Raw genomic sequence first — 17,752 nt, forward strand, 5'->3', positions numbered from 1 at the left:
TCACGTCATCGTAATGTCGTAGACAAACACGACGGATACCCGCTTTCATATCAAAACGAACCTAAACGTCAGGTTGGCACAATTCGGAGGCCCCAATGATTCAGGTCCTTTCCAGCGCATGGGCGCTTCTTCTTGGGATGGGTCTTCTTATGATCGGCAACGGCCTGCAGGGGACGATCCTCGGTGTCCGTGGCGAGATCGAGGGGTTTTCGACCCTCCAAATGTCATTCGTGATGTCGGCCTATTTCGTGGGATTCCTCGGCGGATCCCGCCTTGCGCCCGAGATGATCCGGCGCGTTGGACATGTCCGTGTCTTTGCTGCGCTGGCCTCATTCATTTCGGCAGTGATGATCATGTATCCACTGCTCACCAACGAGATTGCGTGGATTCTGGGCCGGGTGGTGATCGGGTTTTGCTTTTCTGGCGTGTATGTCACCGCTGAAAGCTGGCTGAACAACGCGGCCAACAACGAAAACCGCGGGCAAGCACTGTCGCTTTACATGATTGTGCAGATGACCGGGATCATCTCGGCGCAGGGGCTTGTTCTGATTGGTGACCCGTCCGGCTATGAGACGTTCGTGATCGCCTCGATTCTGGTTTCGGTTTCTTTTGCACCGATCCTGCTGTCGATCTCGCCGACACCGGCCTTCGATACCACCAAACCGATGACCCTGCGCGAGTTGATGGGGAAATCTCCGTTGGGATGTGTTGGGATGTTCCTTCTGGGCGGCGTGTTCTCGGCGCAGTTTGGCATGGCTTCGGTCTATGGCGCGCGGGCGGGTTTGTCGTTGGCCGAAATCTCGACCTTCGTGGCCGCGTTCTATGTCGGAGCGGTGCTGCTGCAATACCCTCTGGGATGGTTCTCGGACCGGATGGACAGGCGATTTCTGATCATGCTGGTGGCGATCACTGGGGCTGCCGGGGCGGTCTGTGGCATGCTGTTCGGCGTGTCATTCCCGATCCTGTTGGTCTCGGCTTTTGTCATTGGCGGCATGTCTAACCCGCTTTACTCGATGCTGATCGCCCATACGAACGACTTTCTGGAGCATGAAGATATGGCAGCTGCGTCCGGAGGGCTGGTGTTCATTAACGGTATGGGCGCAATCTCGGGGCCGCTGATTACAGGTTGGTTGATGGGGGACAAAGTCTTGGGACCGCCGGGCTTTTTCCTGATCATTGCTGCGTTGCTGGCCATGACGGCTGTTTATGCGATGTACCGCATGACACAGCGCGCCGCGATTCCCGTCGACGAGACCGGTACAATGTCTCCGATCTATCCAACATCCTCGCCCGTTGCCTTCGAGGTCGCTCAGGAAGTGGCCATCGAAGCTGCCGAGGAAGCGGCCGAGGCCGAGCAGGATACGCAGAATGTTGCCTAAAACACGGAATTATTGCGTAAATGTTGCAATATGTTACTGTCACAAATCTGTAAAACGCCCTTAAATGACGTTACGTCCCTGGGGAGGCGAACATACGGAGTTAAGGGCAATGGCAGGGCCTGAAGACGTACTGAGTTATTGGTTGGATGAAGTCGGCCCCAAGGGTTGGTATCTGCAGGATGAGGCACTGGATGCTGAAATCCGGGAAAAATTCCTGACCACGTGGGAAGCCGCGAGTGAGGGCAAGTTCTCACTTTGGCTTACCTATCCCAGCGGCGCGCTGGCTTATATCATTCTGATGGATCAATTCCCGCGCAACATGTTCCGAGGCAGCGCCAAGGCGTTTGCGTCTGATCGTGCGGCGTTGTCGGCCGCGAAATGTGCCGTCGACAAGGGTTGGGATCTTAGGATCGACGAACCCGCCAGGCAGTTCTTTTACCTGCCACTGATGCACTCTGAGAACCTGTGTGATCAGGAACGCTGCGTGCGACTGATGTGTCAAAACATCCAAGGCGATGCCAGCAATCTGTTGCACGCCCGAGCCCATCGTGAGGTGATCCGCCAATTCGGTCGTTTCCCGTATCGGAACGAGGCGCTGTCGCGCCCCATGACCGAACACGAAGCAGCCTATGTGGACATGGGTGGCTATGGGGCGACGGTGCGGGAATTGCAGGCTGCTGGTTAACTACCCGGTACGCACCCACGGATAGCGATAATTCGGTCGGCGGCAACGTCGGCCGTGGTTGTAATAGCGGTTTGTATCAGCTCATCCGGTGCTTCGGTCAGGTCTGCGATGCGTGTCTGAGCTGCTTGCAGTTTAGTTTCGAGCCCGTCGAGTTTACCTAGTGCCGCTGAAATCTGTTGCGCTGTGGCGCTGTCGAAAAGGATTGTATTGTCTCGCAGCGAGGAAAGCTCGCTGCGCAAGGCCGTCAATTCTCCGCGCACGCCCTGAACCTCGTCTTTAAGCGGGGCAACGATGTGAAGGTTCTCTGCGAAGGCTGTCGTGACGCCTTCGACGGTCGATGCTAGTTTCCAGCCCAAAAACAGACACAAAGCCAGCAGGATCAGCGTTGCGTTCAACATAGCAAGCAACAGGTCGGAGAGTGTTCTGGCCATGATAAGTCATTCCAATTCGTCGTGAAAAAATAATGGGTCGGGTTGCCCCGGTATCTATGTTCTAGCCATTAGCAACTGTGCGGTATAGGCTGAAAAATGCGCGATGAGCGCGAATTGACCCGCCGTTAGTAATGTCGCGGGCAATTTCGTTGATGCATGTCTAAATATAGTTTAATGGTGAACTAATTTCTGCATCGACCTGCGCCGAGAGGGAAACATGGCTGCAAAATCTTTTGATCTTATCGTAATTGGCGCCGGCCCTGGCGGCTATGTGGCCGCCATTCGTGCGGCGCAGCTTGGGCTGAAGGCTGCTGTGGTAGAGCGCGAGCATCTGGGCGGCATCTGCTTGAACTGGGGATGCATCCCGACCAAGGCGCTTCTGCGCTCGTCTGAGGTGTTCCATTTGATGGAGCGGGCAAAGGATTTCGGCCTCAAGGCCGAGAAGATTGGCTATGATCTGGATGCGGTGGTTAAACGATCACGCGGAGTCGCGGGCCAGTTGTCGGGTGGCATTGGCCACCTGTTGAAAAAGAATAAAGTGACCGTAGTGATGGGCGAGGCGACGATCCCCGCCAAGGGCAAGGTTTCGGTAAAAACCGAAAAGGGAACCGAAGAGCTGGCGGCCAAGAACATCGTTCTGGCCACCGGCGCCCGCGCGCGCGAGCTGCCGGGGCTTGAAGCAGATGGTGATCTGGTCTGGACTTACAAGCACGCGCTGCAACCGCCACGGATGCCGAAGAAGTTGTTGGTTATCGGTTCGGGCGCGATCGGTATCGAATTCGCCAGCTTCTATAACACGCTTGGGGCTGATACGACCGTGGTCGAGGTGATGGATCGCGTATTGCCTGTCGAGGACGCGGAAATCAGCGCCTTTGCCAAGAAAGCTTTTACCAGACAGGGCATGACCATCATGGAAAAAGCGATGGTTAAGCAGTTGGATCGCGCCAAGGGCAAGGTTACCGCGCATATTGAGGTCAAAGGTAGAGTTGAAAAACAAGAGTTCGACACCGTGATCTCGGCCGTTGGAATCGTTGGTAACGTCGAAAATCTCGGGCTGGAGGCTTTGGGTGTCAAAATCGACCGAACCCACGTTGTGACGGATGAATTCTGCCGAACCGGGGTCGATGGTCTTTACGCGATCGGGGATATCGCGGGCGCGCCTTGGTTGGCGCATAAGGCAAGCCATGAGGGCGTCATGGTTGCTGAGTTGATCGCTGGCAAACATGCGCATCCGGTCAAACCGGAAAGCATCGCGGGTTGTACTTATTGCCAGCCGCAGGTCGCCTCGGTCGGCTATACCGAAGCTAAGGCGAAAGAGCTGGGCTATGACGTCAAAGTGGGTCGCTTCCCCTTTATCGGAAATGGCAAAGCAATCGCGTTAGGTGAACCAGAGGGGATGATCAAAACCATCTTTGACGCCAAAACCGGTGAATTGCTGGGCGCGCACATGATCGGCGCAGAAGTCACAGAGTTGATTCAGGGCTACGTGGTCGGACGTCAGTTGGAAACCACGGAAGAGGATCTGATGAACACGGTTTTCCCGCATCCAACCCTGTCGGAAATGATGCACGAAAGCGTGTTGGACGCTTATGGCAAGGTCATTCACATGTGATCGACCAGGGTGGGGGCGCTGCCCCCGCCGCCCTTTGGGCGACTCCCCCGAGGTATTTCCGGCCAGATGAAGAGACGAATCCTTCATTCATCTGGCCAAAAATACCTCGGAGCGCGAGGCAGAGCCTCGCTGAAAACCTAGCGCGTTAGCGCGTCCAGGATGCGGGCCCAGGACCGGATGCCTTTGTGAAAGCTTTTGACGTCGTATTTCTCATTCGGCGAGTGAATTGCGTCATCATCGTTGGCAAAGCCGACAAGCATCGAGTCCAAACCCAGCTCGGTATTGAAATATCCGACCACAGGGATTGAGCCGCCCATACCAGTGAACACGGCTTCGCGGCCCCATTCATCAGACAATGCGCCGCGGGCGGCTTCGAATTCAGGCCGTTCTAGATTCATGACCGAGGCTGGAGAGCCTTCCAGATCATTGTCCCATTCGACATTTGCGTCGGCGGACAGACGGTCTTCGACATGTTTGCGGATTTTGTTGCGCAAATCATCAGGATCCATGTCGCCAACCAGACGACAAGTAATCTTGCAGTGCGCGCGTGACGGAATCACCGTTTTTGAACCTGCGCCGTTGTATCCCCCCCACAGGCCGTTGACTTCGAGCGTTGGCCGGGCCCATTGCTGTTCGAGTGTTGAGTACCCTTTTTCACCGTGCGGTTGAGAATAGCCCACGGAGTTAAGATAGTCTTCCTCGTCAAACCCGCAGCCTTGCCACTGACGAAGTTGGTCAGCTGGAACTTCGTGGACGCCATCATAAAAGCCTTCGACAGCAACGCGGCCGGACGCGTCGTCATAGAAAGAAGCAACGATCCTTGACAATTCGCGCAGTGGATTCAGACCGGGGCCGCCGTAATGCCCCGAGTGCAGATCGATACGCGGACCAATGATGGTGAATTCGTCCTTGAGCATCCCGCGCAGTTGCGAGGCAATCGAGGGCACTCCGCGTGACACCATCGAAGTATCGCAGACCAAAGCCAAGTCGGCTTTCAATTCGGCGGCGTTCTCGCGCAGGAAAGGCACCAGAGAAGGTGAGCCAGACTCTTCCTCGCCTTCGAAGAAAAATGTGATGCGACAGGGCAGGGTACCGTGCACTGCTTTCCACGCACGACAAGCTTCGACAAAGGTCATCAATTGGCCCTTGTCGTCAGATGATCCGCGACCGCGGATGACAGGGCCGTTTTCTGTGTCCTCGATTGCGGGGTCAAACGGATCACGGTTCCACAGGTCTAACGGGTCCACCGGCTGCACATCATAATGCCCGTAAAAGAGAACATGAGGGGCGTCGCTGTCTTCTCCGATGTGACCAACGACCATCGGATGACCTGTGGTTTCGCGCTTTTCGGCATGAATGCCGATTGTTTTCAGATCGGCGACCAACCAATCGGCGGCCTGGCTGACCTGAGCGTCAAACGCGGGATCCGTCGAGATGGAGGGGATGCGCAACAGCTCCATCAGGCGGTCGATTGAGGGTTGTAAATCGGCGTCGATACGGTTCAGAACTGCGTCAAGCGTCATGGAAGGCTCCTGCCAATGGGATTTATGGCCGAACCCTATCAGCGCGGATGGCGCCGTCCAGCCCATATGCCGTCGAATATTGGGTAATATCGGAAACATGGCGCGCTGCCCTGCGTCGTTTCCCCACGTCCGATAGCCGTAACTTTACTTGTCGCGTCACAAGTGAAGCGATATTTGATGCAAATCAAATAAGCATTCCCGGACTCGGTTATATGGTCCGAGCACTTGGGAACACATCGGCGTCGTTCGAAAACGGGGTCGTGGAATATGTCCGGTCAATGTGGATTGGCTGGGCTGTTAAGGAGAAACCGGTGGACTATACTGCTCAGCTCGATACTGCGATTGCCAGGCTGCACGACGAAGGACGCTACCGGACCTTCATCGACATTGAACGTCGCAATGGTCATTTCCCGCATGCGGTTCACACCCGCCCAGACGGGTCCCAGCAAAACATCACGGTATGGTGCGGCAACGACTATCTTGGCATGGGGCAAAACCCTGTTGTCCTGAACGCCATGCACGAGGCTGTGGAGTCCGCCGGTGCCGGCTCGGGCGGTACACGCAATATTTCGGGCACGACGGTTTACCATAAACAGCTTGAGGCCGAGCTGGCCGATTTGCACGGCAAGGAAGCCGCGCTGCTGTTCACGTCTGCTTATATCGCCAACGACGCGACGCTGAGTACTTTGCCCAAACTGTTCCCCGGGCTGATTATCTATTCGGATGCTTTGAACCACGCCTCGATGATCGAAGGTGTACGCCGCAATGGTGGGGCGAAACGTATTTTCCGTCACAATGACGTTGCGCATCTGCGCGAACTGCTTGAAGCCGACGATCCTGCCGCACCCAAGCTGATCGCGTTCGAATCCGTCTATTCGATGGATGGTGATTTTGGTCCAATCGAAGAGATCTGTGATCTCGCCGATGAGTTTGGCGCTCTGACATATATCGATGAGGTCCACGCGGTAGGCATGTACGGCCCTCGGGGCGGTGGCGTGACCGAGCGGGACCGTCTGGCCCACCGGATCGACATCATCAACGGTACGCTGGCAAAAGCCTTTGGCGTCATGGGCGGCTATATCGCGGCAAGCGCGAAAATGTGTGATGCAGTGCGTTCTTACGCGCCGGGTTTCATCTTTACCACGTCTCTGCCGCCAGCCGTCGCAGCGGGTGCCGCGGCGTCGGTCGCTTATCTGAAGAATGCTCCTGAACTGCGCGAGCAGCACCAGACGCAGGCCAAAATTCTCAAGCTGCGGCTCAAGGGGTTGGGCCTGCCATTGATCGACCACGGCAGTCACATTGTCCCGGTGATTGTTGGCAACCCGGTTCACACCAAGAAGCTGAGCGATATGTTGCTGGATGACTATGGCATCTATGTCCAGCCGATCAATTTCCCGACCGTTCCACGCGGAACGGAGCGCTTGCGGTTTACGCCGTCACCTGTTCACGGACCCAATGAAATGAACAGTCTGGTTCAGGCGATGGACGAACTTTGGTCACATTGTGCGCTAAATCGCGCCGAACTCGCAGGTTAACCTCACGCCAAAGTGTGCAACGTGTTTTTCACGTGTTAGGCTTAAGCTAACAAAAGAAGTGACCGAATCGTGTAGGATTGATTCGGTTCTTGCGTGAAACACGCGTAGGCAGAATGGGGCAGCAGGGATGATTGGGCGCAGATCTCAGCGCGAATCCGAAGATCAAACCGACGTCCGGCCAAAGGGCTTTGACGATTACGAGGTGAGTCTGGGTGATCGGATGCGCGGGGAACGCGCAACGATGGGCAAGTCCCTACTGGATGTCCAACGCGAGCTGCGGATCAAAGCCAACTACATTGCAGCCATAGAAGACGCTGACCCTGACGCGTTTGATACACCGGGTTTTATCGCAGGGTACGTCAGGTCTTACGCGCGTTACCTGGGTATGAACCCGGATGAAACCTTCGCCACCTTTTGTGCCGAAAGCGGGTTTGAAGTTGCCCATGGCATGTCAGCCGAAGCATCGGTTGTACGCAAACCAAATGGAGGGCTGCCCGCGCGCGGTCCCATGGGACGCGATCCCTTTACCTCTCCTAACACGCCGTTTGTTCCCGGACGTGAGTCGTTTGTCAGCCAGATCGAACCGCGTGCAATCGGGTCTTCGCTGGTTTTGCTGGCTGTAATATGTGGCATAGGATACGGCGGATGGGCGGTGCTGAACCGCATTCAGCAAGTTCAAGTCAGCCCGGTTGAGCAAGCACCTGTTGTTCTGTCCGACCTCGATCCGTTGGACGTTGCGCGCAGTGCGACACCAGACGAACAAGTGGCGGCGACCGATTTGCCAAGTGCTGAAGCTCTGGACCGGCTGTATCGTCCCCAGGCGTTGGACCTGCCGGTATTGGTGGCCCGAGACGCGCCGATTTCTACGCTGGACCCTCGTACAGTTGGAACATTCCAGCCGCCCGAGCCGCCTCAGATTGAAGTGGCCGAGGTGCACACGGTCGAACGTCCCGCCTTGCCGCAGGTTGTTGAAAAGCTGGATACGACGCTGAAGATTGTTGCTGTGAATCCTTCGTGGATGCGCGTAACTGCTGCGGACGGCAGTATCATCTTCGAAGGCACATTAGGAACGGTAGAGCAGGGCAACACTTTTGAGGTGCCTCTGACGGAAGAACCTCCGCAACTTCGAGCCGGCGCGTCGGGTTCTGTTTACTTTTCAATGAACGGTGAACATTTCGGCCCGGTAGGCGCGCCGGGAACAGTTGCTAAAGGCGTGATTCTATCCAAGGACGCTGTTGCCGAAACCTACAGTGTTGCGGATCTGGAAGCCGAGCAGAACAGCGCGCTCAAGCGCCTTGTGGCCGAGCTTCAGGCGCAGGAACCTGTTGCTGCATCTGATTGATCTAGCCATTGCGATAGTGGGGTAAGCGAACTATCTAAAGGCGCAACCTAGTCTGTCTTGGACCTGTTCCCATGTCGCTCAATCACGTTCGTCCGTGGCGCAATATCTATCGCCGCAAATCCCGTCAGATCATGGTTGGCGATGTTGCCATCGGCGGCGATGCCCCGATTGCCGTGCAGACCATGACCAACACTCTGACAACCGACGTTGCAGCAACGGTGGCGCAAGTGCAGGCCGCAGCCGAAGCAGGGGCGGATATCGTGCGGGTTTCGGTCCCGGATGAGGCGTCTTCTAAAGCGTTGAAAGAGATCGTGCGCGAAAGCCCTGTACCGATCGTGGCCGACATCCATTTCCACTATAAACGCGGGATCGAGGCGGCTGAGGCGGGCGCCGCTTGCCTGCGGATCAATCCGGGCAATATCGGCGACGAAAAGCGCGTGCAGGAGGTGATCAAGGCCGCCCGCGACCACAATTGCTCGATACGGATCGGGGTCAATGCGGGGTCGCTGGAGAAGCACCTGCTTGAGAAATACGGCGAGCCGTGCCCCGAGGCGATGGTCGAAAGCGGGCTCGAACATATCCGCATTCTGGAAGACAACGACTTTCACAACTTCAAGATCAGCGTGAAGGCCAGTGACGTGTTCCTGTCGGCGGCGGCCTATCAAGGTATTGCCGAGGCCACAGATGCCCCTATCCATCTGGGCATCACCGAGGCTGGGGGGCTGGTCAGCGGCACCATCAAATCCGCCATTGGGTTGGGCAATCTGCTGTGGATGGGGATCGGCGATACGATCCGCGTCAGCCTGTCCGCGGACCCGGTGGAAGAGGTCAAGGTGGGCTATGAGATCCTGAAATCTCTGGGCTTGCGCCATCGCGGTGTGAACATCATCTCATGCCCGTCTTGTGCGCGGCAGGGGTTCGACGTGATCAAGACGGTCGAAGCGCTGGAACAGCGGCTGGAACACATCAAGACACCCATGAGCCTGTCGATCATCGGCTGCGTCGTGAACGGCCCCGGTGAAGCGCTGATGACCGATGTTGGCTTTACCGGCGGCGGTGCGGGGTCTGGCATGGTCTATCTGGCGGGCAAAGCCAGCCACAAGATGTCGAACGATCAGATGATCGACCACATCGTTGAGCAGGTCGAAAAGAAAGCGGCCGAACTGGACGCGGCAGCTGAGGCTGCGGAATAGCGCAGCCAGGCGGTTCCAGGCAGGCCGGGGTTCTCGACAGGGTGAAGAGGTCTGTGTTGACAGGCCGCGCCGTTCTGGGGCCAAGTCGGTGCTATGAAGGCTATAATCGTCGTTGTTTTACTGATGTGGAGTGCCCCCATTGGCGCGGCGCGTGCGTGTGAGTTGGCCTTGGCCTTTGCGTTGGATGTGTCGGGGAGCGTCGATGAGGCCGAACATCAGTTGCAGCGCGATGGCGTCGCCGCCGCCTTATTGGACCCTGACGTGGTAACGGCAATTTCGGCCCAACCCGGTGGCGTGGCGCTTATGGTGTATGAGTGGTCAGACTCACGCCAGCAGACGCAGATTTCGGCCTGGCGTCTGGTCACTGGGGTGGCAGGGTTAAAATCGATTGTCGCCGAAGTGCTGGCGGCCCCTCGAAGTGCAACGGGTGGAACCGGCATCGGCCCGGCGGTGGCGTTCGGAGCGTTGATGTTCGACTATGGGCCCGATTGCCGTCGGCGCGTCATTGATGTGTCGGGGGACGGCAAACACAACAACGGCTTTCGTCCCCATGTCGCGCGCGAAATGCAGGTGATGCAAGATGTCACCGTGAACGCACTGGTGATCGAAGGGGCCGAGCCCGAAGTGCTGGCCTATTACCTCGATCACGTCATTTCAGGGCACGGTGCGTTTGTGGAAATCGCCGCTGGGTATGAGAACTATGCTGCAGCGCTTCGGCGTAAATTGCTGCGTGAAATTCCGATGGCTGTGGCCGATCGGTAAGAGATAGGGCGGCGCACAAATGCGCACCGCCTGCGTTCAAACTTAACCCTGTTCGGCCCGCACGGCGTCTGCGATCTGCAGCATCTGATCGGCAGTCAGATAGCCGCGCAGCATTTCGGAGCCCAAAACGAAAGAGGGCGTACCCGAAATCTGCATCCGACGCGCCAATTCACGGGTCTGATTGATCTCGTCGGTTACACGATCGCTGTCCATCGCCTCCATGATTGCATCGCTGTCCAGCCCAAGGCCATCTGACAGGCGGCGCAGGGTGACTTCGTTGGGCTCTCCGCCAAATTCCATCAAGGCGTCGTGGACTTGTTTATAGGCGTCGTCGCCAGCTACGTGTTTTGTCGCCACGGCAAAGCGGGACGAGACGACGGACGCGTCGCCGAGGATTGGAAACTCTTTGATGACAAACCGGATGTTGCCATCCTCGGCCAGCAATTCGGCCACTTCAGGCACGGCTCGACGGCAATAGCCGCACCGATAGTCCATGAACTCGACAAGGGTGATATCACCGTCCGGGTTTCCGCCAACCCAGCTATAGCCGTCGTTGAACAACTCATCTGCATTGACGGCCACCAGTTCCTTGTCGGCAGCGGCCTCGGCAACGGCGTTGCGTTGTTCAAGCACGTTGATGGCTTCGATGATCACTTCGGGGTTTTCCAGAAGATATTCCCGAATCTGAGCGCCGAACTGCTCTTTCTCGGCATCGCTCATGGCGTTCAGGTCCAGCGCTTGTGCGGGACCGGTGATCAGGGAAAGACCCAGAAGGGCCGGTGCAGCATGTCTGAGGATCATTTCCGTTTCCTTTTCTTTTTTTCTGCTTGTTCCGAGGCAATCAGCACATCCTGTGCGCGTTGCCAACCAGGGGATCCCTCGGGCAATTGCCCGACGGCGCGTCTTGCGTGAATACCTGCATCTGCCAGCTGGCCTTGCAAGGCAAATCGTTCGGCGGTGACTGTAGATGCCATGCCGGTATTGCCGGTTTGTGAATAGGCAACGCCCAGATCGCGTAGTAGGCGCGCGTTCTTGAAGTCCCTTGCCCGTGCCTTTTCAAGCACTTGCAGGGCGTTCTTCGTTTCACCATGCGCCAAAAGGGCGCGACCGTATCCTGCCAGAATTAAAGGATCATTGGGCGTCATCTCGACCGCGTAGCGGTATGCCGCGACAGCTGCCTCCACTTGCCGATTTTCAAGCAGGATCTGCCCTTTCAATTCGTAGTAAAACGGATCGTCAGGACGGATAGCCAGTGCTGCGTTTATTGCAGCACGCGCGTTATTCAGGTCCCGGTTCTGGTGATAGGCGGCGGCCTCGCGCATCAGGCGAATGTCCTGAGCGGATTCCTCTTTGGCGCGGCGCATTGTCCAGCTTGGGGATCTGAGAAAGGCGGATAGTTTGCCTTTAACACGGGCAAACCAATATTTGGCGTTCTGATCTGGAAGCGCACTATCCCCGAACGCGTCCAAAAAGGTTTGGGCGGCCCGCAAGCGTTCGCGGCTTGTGGGATGCGAACGCATGTAAGGGTCCTGGTTGATCTCGCTCAGCAACTCCTGCCCTGCGAATTTCTGGTGCAGGGCAACCATGCCGCTGGGTGAAATGCCAGCCCATCTGAGGTAACTGGCGGCGCTTTGGTCGGCCGAGGATTCTTCGGCCCGCGTGTGCCCCAGAAAGCTGCGCAAGGCTGAACCTGATGTGCCCGCGGCGATACCAGCCGCAGCCTCGCCGCCGCCTGCGGCCGCGACGACCAAAGCAAGGGCTGTTCCCAATTGCGAATTGCGTTGTGCGGCCTTTAGGTTTTCAACCCGGCGCGCCAGATGGCCATTGGCGATATGCGCGGCTTCGTGGGCGATCACGGCCTGCAGCATCTCGGGGGACTCGACGTTCAGGATCAGGCCGTAGTTCAGATATATGGTATTGTAATCAATGACAAAGGCGTTGAACGTGCTGTCATTCACCACCAGAATTTGAACTCTGTTGGTATTCAAGCCCGCAGCACGCAGCACGGGAAACGCCAACTCTCGCAGGCCATATTCGATGTCCGGGTCGCGGATCAGGCTTTGCGCGGCGGATTGAACAACTGTCGCGGCCCATGTCGCTACAAGCAGCAACAGGGCCGGGATTGACGCCAGCCTGGATACACGTTCAAAAGCCATGTCAGCAACATGGGAGATGGGCATGCGAAACTCAACCCGGTCCGGGGTCGATCCGTTTATTGTGATGGACGTGATGGAGGCCGCGCGCAAAGCGGAAGAAGCCGGGCGCACCATCATCCACATGGAGGTCGGCCAGCCTGGCACCGGCGCCCCCACGGGGGCGACAGCCGCGTTGACCCAAGCGATGAAGCATGAGCCGCTGGGCTACACTGTCGCGCTGGGTATGCCTGCGCTGCGTCAACGCATCGCTCGGATGTATGGTGAATGGTATGATGTCGACCTCAACCCTGATCGGGTAGTGGTCACGCCCGGATCGTCCGGGGGGTTTTTGCTGGCGTTCACGGCGCTTTTCGACAGCGGAGACCGGGTTGGAATCGGCGCACCTGGCTATCCGTCTTACAGGCAGATTTTGAAGGCTTTGGGGCTGGTGCCGGTCGACCTGCCCACTGCACCGGAAAATCGGCTGCAGCCAGTGCCGGCGGATTTTGCGGGGCTGGACCTGCAAGGGTTGATGGTGGCCTCTCCGGCAAATCCCACCGGGACAATGCTGGATCGCACGGCAATGGGCGCGCTTATCGAGGCGGCGCAGGGGCAGGGGGCCTCGTTCATCAGTGACGAGATTTACCACGGGCTGGAATATGAGGCCAAGGCTGTCACTGCGCTGGAGCTGACGGATGAGTGCTATGTGATCAATTCCTTCTCAAAATATTTCTCGATGACAGGTTGGCGCGTCGGTTGGATGGTAGTGCCCGAAGATCAGGTGCGAGTGGTCGAACGGATTGCCCAGAACATGTTTATCTGTGCTCCGCATGCCAGTCAGGTGGCGGCGCTGGCCGCGATGGATTGCGACGAGGAATTGCAAGCCAATCTGGATGTATACCGCAGAAATCGCGCGTTGATGCTGGAAGGGTTGCCCAAGGCAGGGTTCACAAATATCGCGCCTCCTGACGGGGCATTCTATGTTTATGCGGATGTCTCTGAACTAACCAATGACAGCCAAGCCTTCGCCGCCGAGATTCTGGACAAGGCAGGTGTCGCCGTGACCCCGGGGTTGGATTTTGACCCTCAGCGGGGCCACACGACTTTGAGGTTCTCGTATGCGCGGTCAACCGACGATATCGCCGAAGGCCTAAGCCGACTTGCGCGCTTCATGACCGAGCGGGGTTTGTCCAAGGTCAAAGCCTAAGCCGTTCACAAGTGGGCGCAGGTCGGTTAGTCTTGTGCGCAAACGATCTTGGGAAAACTCGAGGCCATGAGCAGGATATTTTTTGCCATAGCGCTCATCTGCGCGCTTGCAGGTTCAGCCTTTGCGCATGATTTCAGCGCATTGGCCCGGATTGAACCTGCAAACAGCCATGTCCGAAATGATGGGCAGGCTGGGGTTCGGGTACAACTTGGTCTCAGCCAGGGTGTGCCGTATCGGGTGTTCACTCTGGAAAACCCCTATCGCGTCGTCCTTGATTTCAAAGAGGTCGATTGGACCGGGCTTGAGAGCGACAGCTTTCTGCAGGCGGATCGCGTGACGTCTGTGCAATTCGGGGCCTATGTGCCGGGGTGGTCTCGGATGGTGCTGGAGCTTGGCGCGCCAATGGTCGTCGATACGGCGGGCCTGCGGATAGATTCCGCGTCCGGAGCCGCTGAGTTATCTTTGCGCCTTAAGCGATCGACTGCGGAAACCTTTGCCGCCATTGCCGGCGCACCGCGACAACCGGGATGGGATCTGCCGGAAGCCGCTGATTTACCCGACGCTCACCCCAATGACGGTCCGCGTCCGCTGCGTGTTATGTTGGATCCCGGACACGGCGGTATTGATCCGGGGGCCGAGGTTCAGGGCGTGAACGAAAAGTCCCTCATGCTGACTTTTGCCCGAGAACTGCGCGAGCTTTTGCTGCGTCAAGGCGGGTATGAGGTGATCCTGACGCGGACAGACGACCATTTCGTGTCGCTTGAGCGGCGCATTGCGCTTGCGCACAGGGCGGGGGCGGATGTGTTCATCTCGCTGCACGCGGATATCCTGTCAGAAGGCCGCGCACATGGGGCCGCTGTTTACACCTTGTCCCAAGACGCCTCGGATGTGGCCAGTCACAAACTGGCCGAACGGCACGATCGTGCCGACCTGATCTCGGGTATTGATCTGAGTGGTGCGGACGATCAGGTGGCGGACGTTTTGCTGGATTTAGCGCGTCAGGAAACCCGCCCGCGGACAGATGCGTTGGCGGGAGCTTTGGCCAACGGAATGGCTCAGCAAGGCGGACCGATGAACAGCCATCCAATCAGAACAGCGTCGTTTTCAGTGCTGAAGGCGGCCGATATCCCTTCGGTTCTGATCGAACTGGGCTTTCTGTCCAGTCCCAGAGACCTGAAAAACATAGTAGATCCCGAATGGCGCATGGGCATGGCGCGGGGGATCCGTGACGGGCTAGAGGATTGGCGTCAGCAGGATGCGATCCGGCGGTCCCTGATTGGTCAGTGACCCTACGGCGTAATCCGGCTAACATGGGTCATCGTGTTTTGACCCAGAGCAGGCGCGCCCTTATATAGACCGCACCGCGAGCAAAAGGCAGTGACGTGATCCGTTTCATATTTTCAATCTTCGGGGCGATCTTCAGCCTCGTGACCCTTGGTGTTTTCATGGCCGCGCTGGTGATTGGCGCGATCTTCTGGATGTATGGGCGCGACCTGCCCAGCCATGAATCGCTGGCGCAGTACAAACCGCCCACGATCAGTCGGATCTATTCGGGCGAAGGCCATTTGATCGACGAATTCGCGCAAGAACGCCGCTTGTTCACGCCGTCCGAGGAAATTCCCGATCTGGTCAAACAGGCGTTTATCTCGGCCGAGGATAAGAACTTCTACACGCATCAGGGCTATGACCCGCGCGGTATCATTGCTGCGGGTGTTGAGGCGGTGAAGTCCAAGGGCGAAAACGTGCGTGGTGCGTCCACGATCACGCAGCAGGTGATGAAGAACTTCCTGCTGTCCGGCGACCGCCGCGCAGAGCGTAAGATCAAGGAAATCATCCTCGCCACCCGGCTTGAGGATACATTGGACAAGGAACAGATTCTCGAACTCTATATGAACGAGATCTTTCTGGGCCAGAACTCGTATGGTGTGACCGCCGCTGCCCAGACCTATTTCAACAAGACTTTGCAGGAACTGGCCCCGCATGAGGCTGCGACTTTGGCCGCGATGCCCAAAGCGCCCTCGGATTACCACCCGGTCCGTCAGAAAGACCGCCTGCTGGCGCGCCGCGACTATGTTCTGCGCGAGATGAACCAGAACGGCTATATCGACAAAGCCACCTATGAGGCCGAGGTCGCGCAACCGTTGCGTTCGGTCCAGAACGGCGATTTCGAAAGCTTCCGTACCGCGTTGCCGCCGCGTGACTATTTCACCGACGAAATCCGCCGTCAGCTGAGCGAGGATTTCGGAGAGGGTGAGTTCTTTACCGGCGGCTTCACCGTCCGAGCCTCGGTGGACGAGGAAATGCAGGTCGAGGCCGCCAAGGCTTTGCGCACAGCGCTGCAGAAATACGACCGGTCGCGCGGGAAATGGCGCGGCACAGGTCAGGTGATCGCCGAAGATGCCCTGTCGAATGAGGCGCAATGGCGCGAGGCGATGGCCACAATGGAAATCCCCCGCGATGTAGAACTACCGACGCAATGGTATCCGGCCGTTGTGCTGAACGTGGCCGAGCAAGCTCTGACCGTAGGAATTGAAGACGGCCCGGCAGACGGCACGGTTCCACGTTCGGATATTCAATGGATGCAGGGCAACTTCTTTGACAATTTCAAGCGCGGCGACGTCATTTTGGTGATGGCCGGCGAGGAAGGACAGTGGTCCGCCCGACAAGTGCCCGAAGTACAAGGTGGCTTTGTTGCCATGGACGTGAACTCGGGCCGCGTTTTGGCCATGCAGGGCGGGTTCTCGTATCAGGATTCGGTTTTCAACCGCGCCACGCAGGCGCAACGACAGCCGGGTTCCAGCTTTAAGCCGTTCGTCTACGCTGCCGCGCTGGACAGTGGCTATAGCCCTGCAACTATCGTTGTGGACGCCCCGATCGAGGTGAACACACCCCAAGGTCTGTGGCGGCCCAAGAACTCGTCGAATAAATTCTATGGCCCGACGCCCTTGCGGACCGGGATTGAACAGTCGCGGAACCTGATGACCATCCGTTTGGCGCAAGAAGTCACGATGCCCGTGGTTGCGGGCTATGCCGAACGGTTTGGAGTTTATGACCGGATGGGCGCATTCCTTGCGAACTCGCTGGGGTCAGAGGAGACGACGCTTTACAAAATGGTCGCCGCCTACGCGATGTTTGCGAATGGTGGTGAGCGGGTCGAGCCCACTCTGGTCGATCGCATTCAGGATCGGTTCGGCAAGACGATCTATCGCCATGACGACCGGCAGTGTCTGGATTGCAACTCGGCATGGTTGGAGCCTGACGAGTCGCCCACCATCGAGACCGACCGCTGGCAGGTCATGGACGCCATCACCGCGTATCAGCTGACGTCGATGATGAAAGGTGTTGTGGATCGTGGGACTGCATCTGCTCATGTAAACCTGCCAGTGCCAACGGCTGGCAAGACCGGTACGACCAACGAATCCAAGGATGCATGGTTTATTGGTTTCACCTCGAACATCGTGGCCGGGTGCTACATTGGGTATGACCGCCCGCGTCCGATGGGTAGAGGTGCCTATGGGGGCACAATGTGCGGCCCGGTGTTCCAGAGTTTCATGGAACATGCCACCGAGAAGTATGGCGGCGGTCCGTTCGAAGTGCCCGAGGGTGGCCATTTCATCAAAATCGACCGCTTCAGCGGCGCGCGTCTGCCTGCGGACGCAACCGGTGATTATGTCGTCGCCGAGTATTTCCGCGATGGAGTGGATGGCTTTATCGACCGGGTTTACGATGGTGGGTTTGCGATGGGCTCGGACCTGCCTTTGTTTGAAGAGGCCAGCTCGGGCCGACAGGTGACGACGTCGACCGGTGATACGATCACTGTTGGCCCCAACGCCAGCCAGGGCGATCTGCAGGGCGGCGGGCTTTACTGAAATCTTTAAGGGCCGCTCTGTCTTGTAGCGGTCCCATGCTCTTGCTATCACGCAGCACTGATCAAGCAAGTTGGGACGT

At 57.6% G+C, this 17,752-nt stretch carries 14 protein-coding genes; 10 read left to right on the forward strand and 4 right to left on the reverse strand.

From position 1 onward, the window contains the following. Positions 1-95: 95 nt before the first annotated feature. Positions 96-1,379 carry an MFS transporter gene (locus tag AC2FNR_RS10580; protein ID WP_170354497.1) on the forward strand — a complete coding sequence of 428 codons (1,284 nt, stop codon included), beginning with the start codon at positions 96-98 and terminating at the stop codon, positions 1,377-1,379. Between the two features lie 109 nt (positions 1,380-1,488). Beyond that, positions 1,489-2,064, forward strand: a complete 576-nt coding sequence (locus tag AC2FNR_RS10585) for a DUF924 family protein (protein WP_170752620.1) — start codon at positions 1,489-1,491, stop codon at positions 2,062-2,064. Here the strand turns inward: AC2FNR_RS10585 and AC2FNR_RS10590 are convergent. Then, positions 2,061-2,495: a hypothetical protein gene (locus AC2FNR_RS10590; RefSeq protein ID WP_496849016.1), complete on the reverse strand. Its 435-nt coding sequence runs from the start codon at positions 2,493-2,495 to the stop codon at positions 2,061-2,063. The genes AC2FNR_RS10585 and AC2FNR_RS10590 overlap by 4 nt on opposite strands. A gap of 217 nt (positions 2,496-2,712) precedes the next feature. Here AC2FNR_RS10590 and lpdA point away from each other — a divergent pair, with 217 nt between their 5' ends. Further along, entirely contained in the window at positions 2,713-4,107 is a 1,395-nt protein-coding gene (lpdA, locus tag AC2FNR_RS10595) for a dihydrolipoyl dehydrogenase (RefSeq protein WP_496849017.1), read from the forward strand. 137 nt (positions 4,108-4,244) lie between these two features. Here the strand turns inward: lpdA and AC2FNR_RS10600 are convergent, their stop codons facing one another. Next, positions 4,245-5,630, reverse strand: a complete 1,386-nt coding sequence (locus tag AC2FNR_RS10600; RefSeq protein ID WP_496849018.1) for a M20/M25/M40 family metallo-hydrolase — start codon at positions 5,628-5,630, stop codon at positions 4,245-4,247. A gap of 311 nt (positions 5,631-5,941) precedes the next feature. Between AC2FNR_RS10600 and hemA the strand changes: the two genes are divergently transcribed. From hemA to AC2FNR_RS10620, 4 genes are all read left to right on the forward strand, one after another. After that, entirely contained in the window at positions 5,942-7,165 is a 1,224-nt protein-coding gene (gene hemA, locus AC2FNR_RS10605; RefSeq protein WP_209194367.1) for a 5-aminolevulinate synthase, read from the forward strand. A 127-nt stretch (positions 7,166-7,292) separates the two neighbouring features. Next, positions 7,293-8,507: a helix-turn-helix domain-containing protein gene (locus AC2FNR_RS10610; RefSeq protein WP_496849019.1), complete on the forward strand. Its 1,215-nt coding sequence runs from the start codon at positions 7,293-7,295 to the stop codon at positions 8,505-8,507. A gap of 71 nt (positions 8,508-8,578) precedes the next feature. Beyond that, on the forward strand, positions 8,579-9,700 hold the full coding sequence (gene ispG / locus AC2FNR_RS10615; RefSeq protein WP_170782593.1) for a flavodoxin-dependent (E)-4-hydroxy-3-methylbut-2-enyl-diphosphate synthase: 1,122 nt from the start codon (positions 8,579-8,581) through the stop codon (positions 9,698-9,700). A gap of 93 nt (positions 9,701-9,793) precedes the next feature. Next, complete coding sequence (locus AC2FNR_RS10620) at positions 9,794-10,462, forward strand: DUF1194 domain-containing protein (RefSeq protein ID WP_496849020.1); 669 nt, start codon at positions 9,794-9,796, stop codon at positions 10,460-10,462. A 42-nt stretch (positions 10,463-10,504) separates the two neighbouring features. Here AC2FNR_RS10620 and AC2FNR_RS10625 read toward each other — a convergent pair whose 3' ends face one another. Beyond that, complete coding sequence (locus AC2FNR_RS10625) at positions 10,505-11,263, reverse strand: DsbA family protein (RefSeq protein WP_480865760.1); 759 nt, start codon at positions 11,261-11,263, stop codon at positions 10,505-10,507. Continuing rightward, complete coding sequence (locus tag AC2FNR_RS10630) at positions 11,260-12,642, reverse strand: M48 family metalloprotease (RefSeq protein ID WP_496849021.1); 1,383 nt, start codon at positions 12,640-12,642, stop codon at positions 11,260-11,262. The genes AC2FNR_RS10625 and AC2FNR_RS10630 overlap by 4 nt, the downstream gene beginning before the upstream one ends. On the opposite strand from AC2FNR_RS10630, the gene AC2FNR_RS10635 reads away from it, so the two are divergent. The 3 genes from AC2FNR_RS10635 to AC2FNR_RS10645 all read left to right on the forward strand — a co-directional run bounded on the left by AC2FNR_RS10635 (position 12,641) and on the right by AC2FNR_RS10645 (position 17,673). Continuing rightward, positions 12,641-13,804: a pyridoxal phosphate-dependent aminotransferase gene (locus AC2FNR_RS10635; protein ID WP_496849022.1), complete on the forward strand. Its 1,164-nt coding sequence runs from the start codon at positions 12,641-12,643 to the stop codon at positions 13,802-13,804. The genes AC2FNR_RS10630 and AC2FNR_RS10635 overlap by 2 nt on opposite strands. Before the next feature lie 66 nt (positions 13,805-13,870). After that, positions 13,871-15,091 carry an N-acetylmuramoyl-L-alanine amidase gene (locus AC2FNR_RS10640; RefSeq protein WP_496849023.1) on the forward strand — a complete coding sequence of 407 codons (1,221 nt, stop codon included), beginning with the start codon at positions 13,871-13,873 and terminating at the stop codon, positions 15,089-15,091. Between the two features lie 95 nt (positions 15,092-15,186). After that, entirely contained in the window at positions 15,187-17,673 is a 2,487-nt protein-coding gene (locus AC2FNR_RS10645) for a penicillin-binding protein 1A (RefSeq protein WP_496849024.1), read from the forward strand. Positions 17,674-17,752: the final 79 nt, after the last annotated feature.

The sequence above is a fragment of the Ruegeria sp. SATB045 genome, from assembly GCF_059613525.1.

Excerpts from the sequence above, each read along its gene's own strand:
- AC2FNR_RS10610 (WP_496849019.1), top strand. The coding sequence starts at position 7,293 with ATGATTGGGCGCAGATCTCAGCGCGAATCCGAAGATCAAACCGACGTC.
- ispG (WP_170782593.1), top strand. The coding sequence starts at position 8,579 with ATGTCGCTCAATCACGTTCGTCCGTGGCGCAATATCTATCGCCGCAAA.
- AC2FNR_RS10590 (WP_496849016.1), bottom strand. The coding sequence starts at position 2,495 with ATGGCCAGAACACTCTCCGACCTGTTGCTTGCTATGTTGAACGCAACG.
- AC2FNR_RS10585 (WP_170752620.1), top strand. The coding sequence starts at position 1,489 with ATGGCAGGGCCTGAAGACGTACTGAGTTATTGGTTGGATGAAGTCGGC.
- AC2FNR_RS10620 (WP_496849020.1), top strand. The coding sequence starts at position 9,794 with ATGAAGGCTATAATCGTCGTTGTTTTACTGATGTGGAGTGCCCCCATT.
- AC2FNR_RS10600 (WP_496849018.1), bottom strand. The coding sequence starts at position 5,630 with ATGACGCTTGACGCAGTTCTGAACCGTATCGACGCCGATTTACAACCC.
- AC2FNR_RS10630 (WP_496849021.1), bottom strand. The coding sequence starts at position 12,642 with ATGCCCATCTCCCATGTTGCTGACATGGCTTTTGAACGTGTATCCAGG.
- AC2FNR_RS10635 (WP_496849022.1), top strand. The coding sequence starts at position 12,641 with ATGCGAAACTCAACCCGGTCCGGGGTCGATCCGTTTATTGTGATGGAC.
- AC2FNR_RS10580 (WP_170354497.1), top strand. The coding sequence starts at position 96 with ATGATTCAGGTCCTTTCCAGCGCATGGGCGCTTCTTCTTGGGATGGGT.
- AC2FNR_RS10640 (WP_496849023.1), top strand. The coding sequence starts at position 13,871 with ATGAGCAGGATATTTTTTGCCATAGCGCTCATCTGCGCGCTTGCAGGT.
- AC2FNR_RS10625 (WP_480865760.1), bottom strand. The coding sequence starts at position 11,263 with ATGATCCTCAGACATGCTGCACCGGCCCTTCTGGGTCTTTCCCTGATC.
- lpdA (WP_496849017.1), top strand. The coding sequence starts at position 2,713 with ATGGCTGCAAAATCTTTTGATCTTATCGTAATTGGCGCCGGCCCTGGC.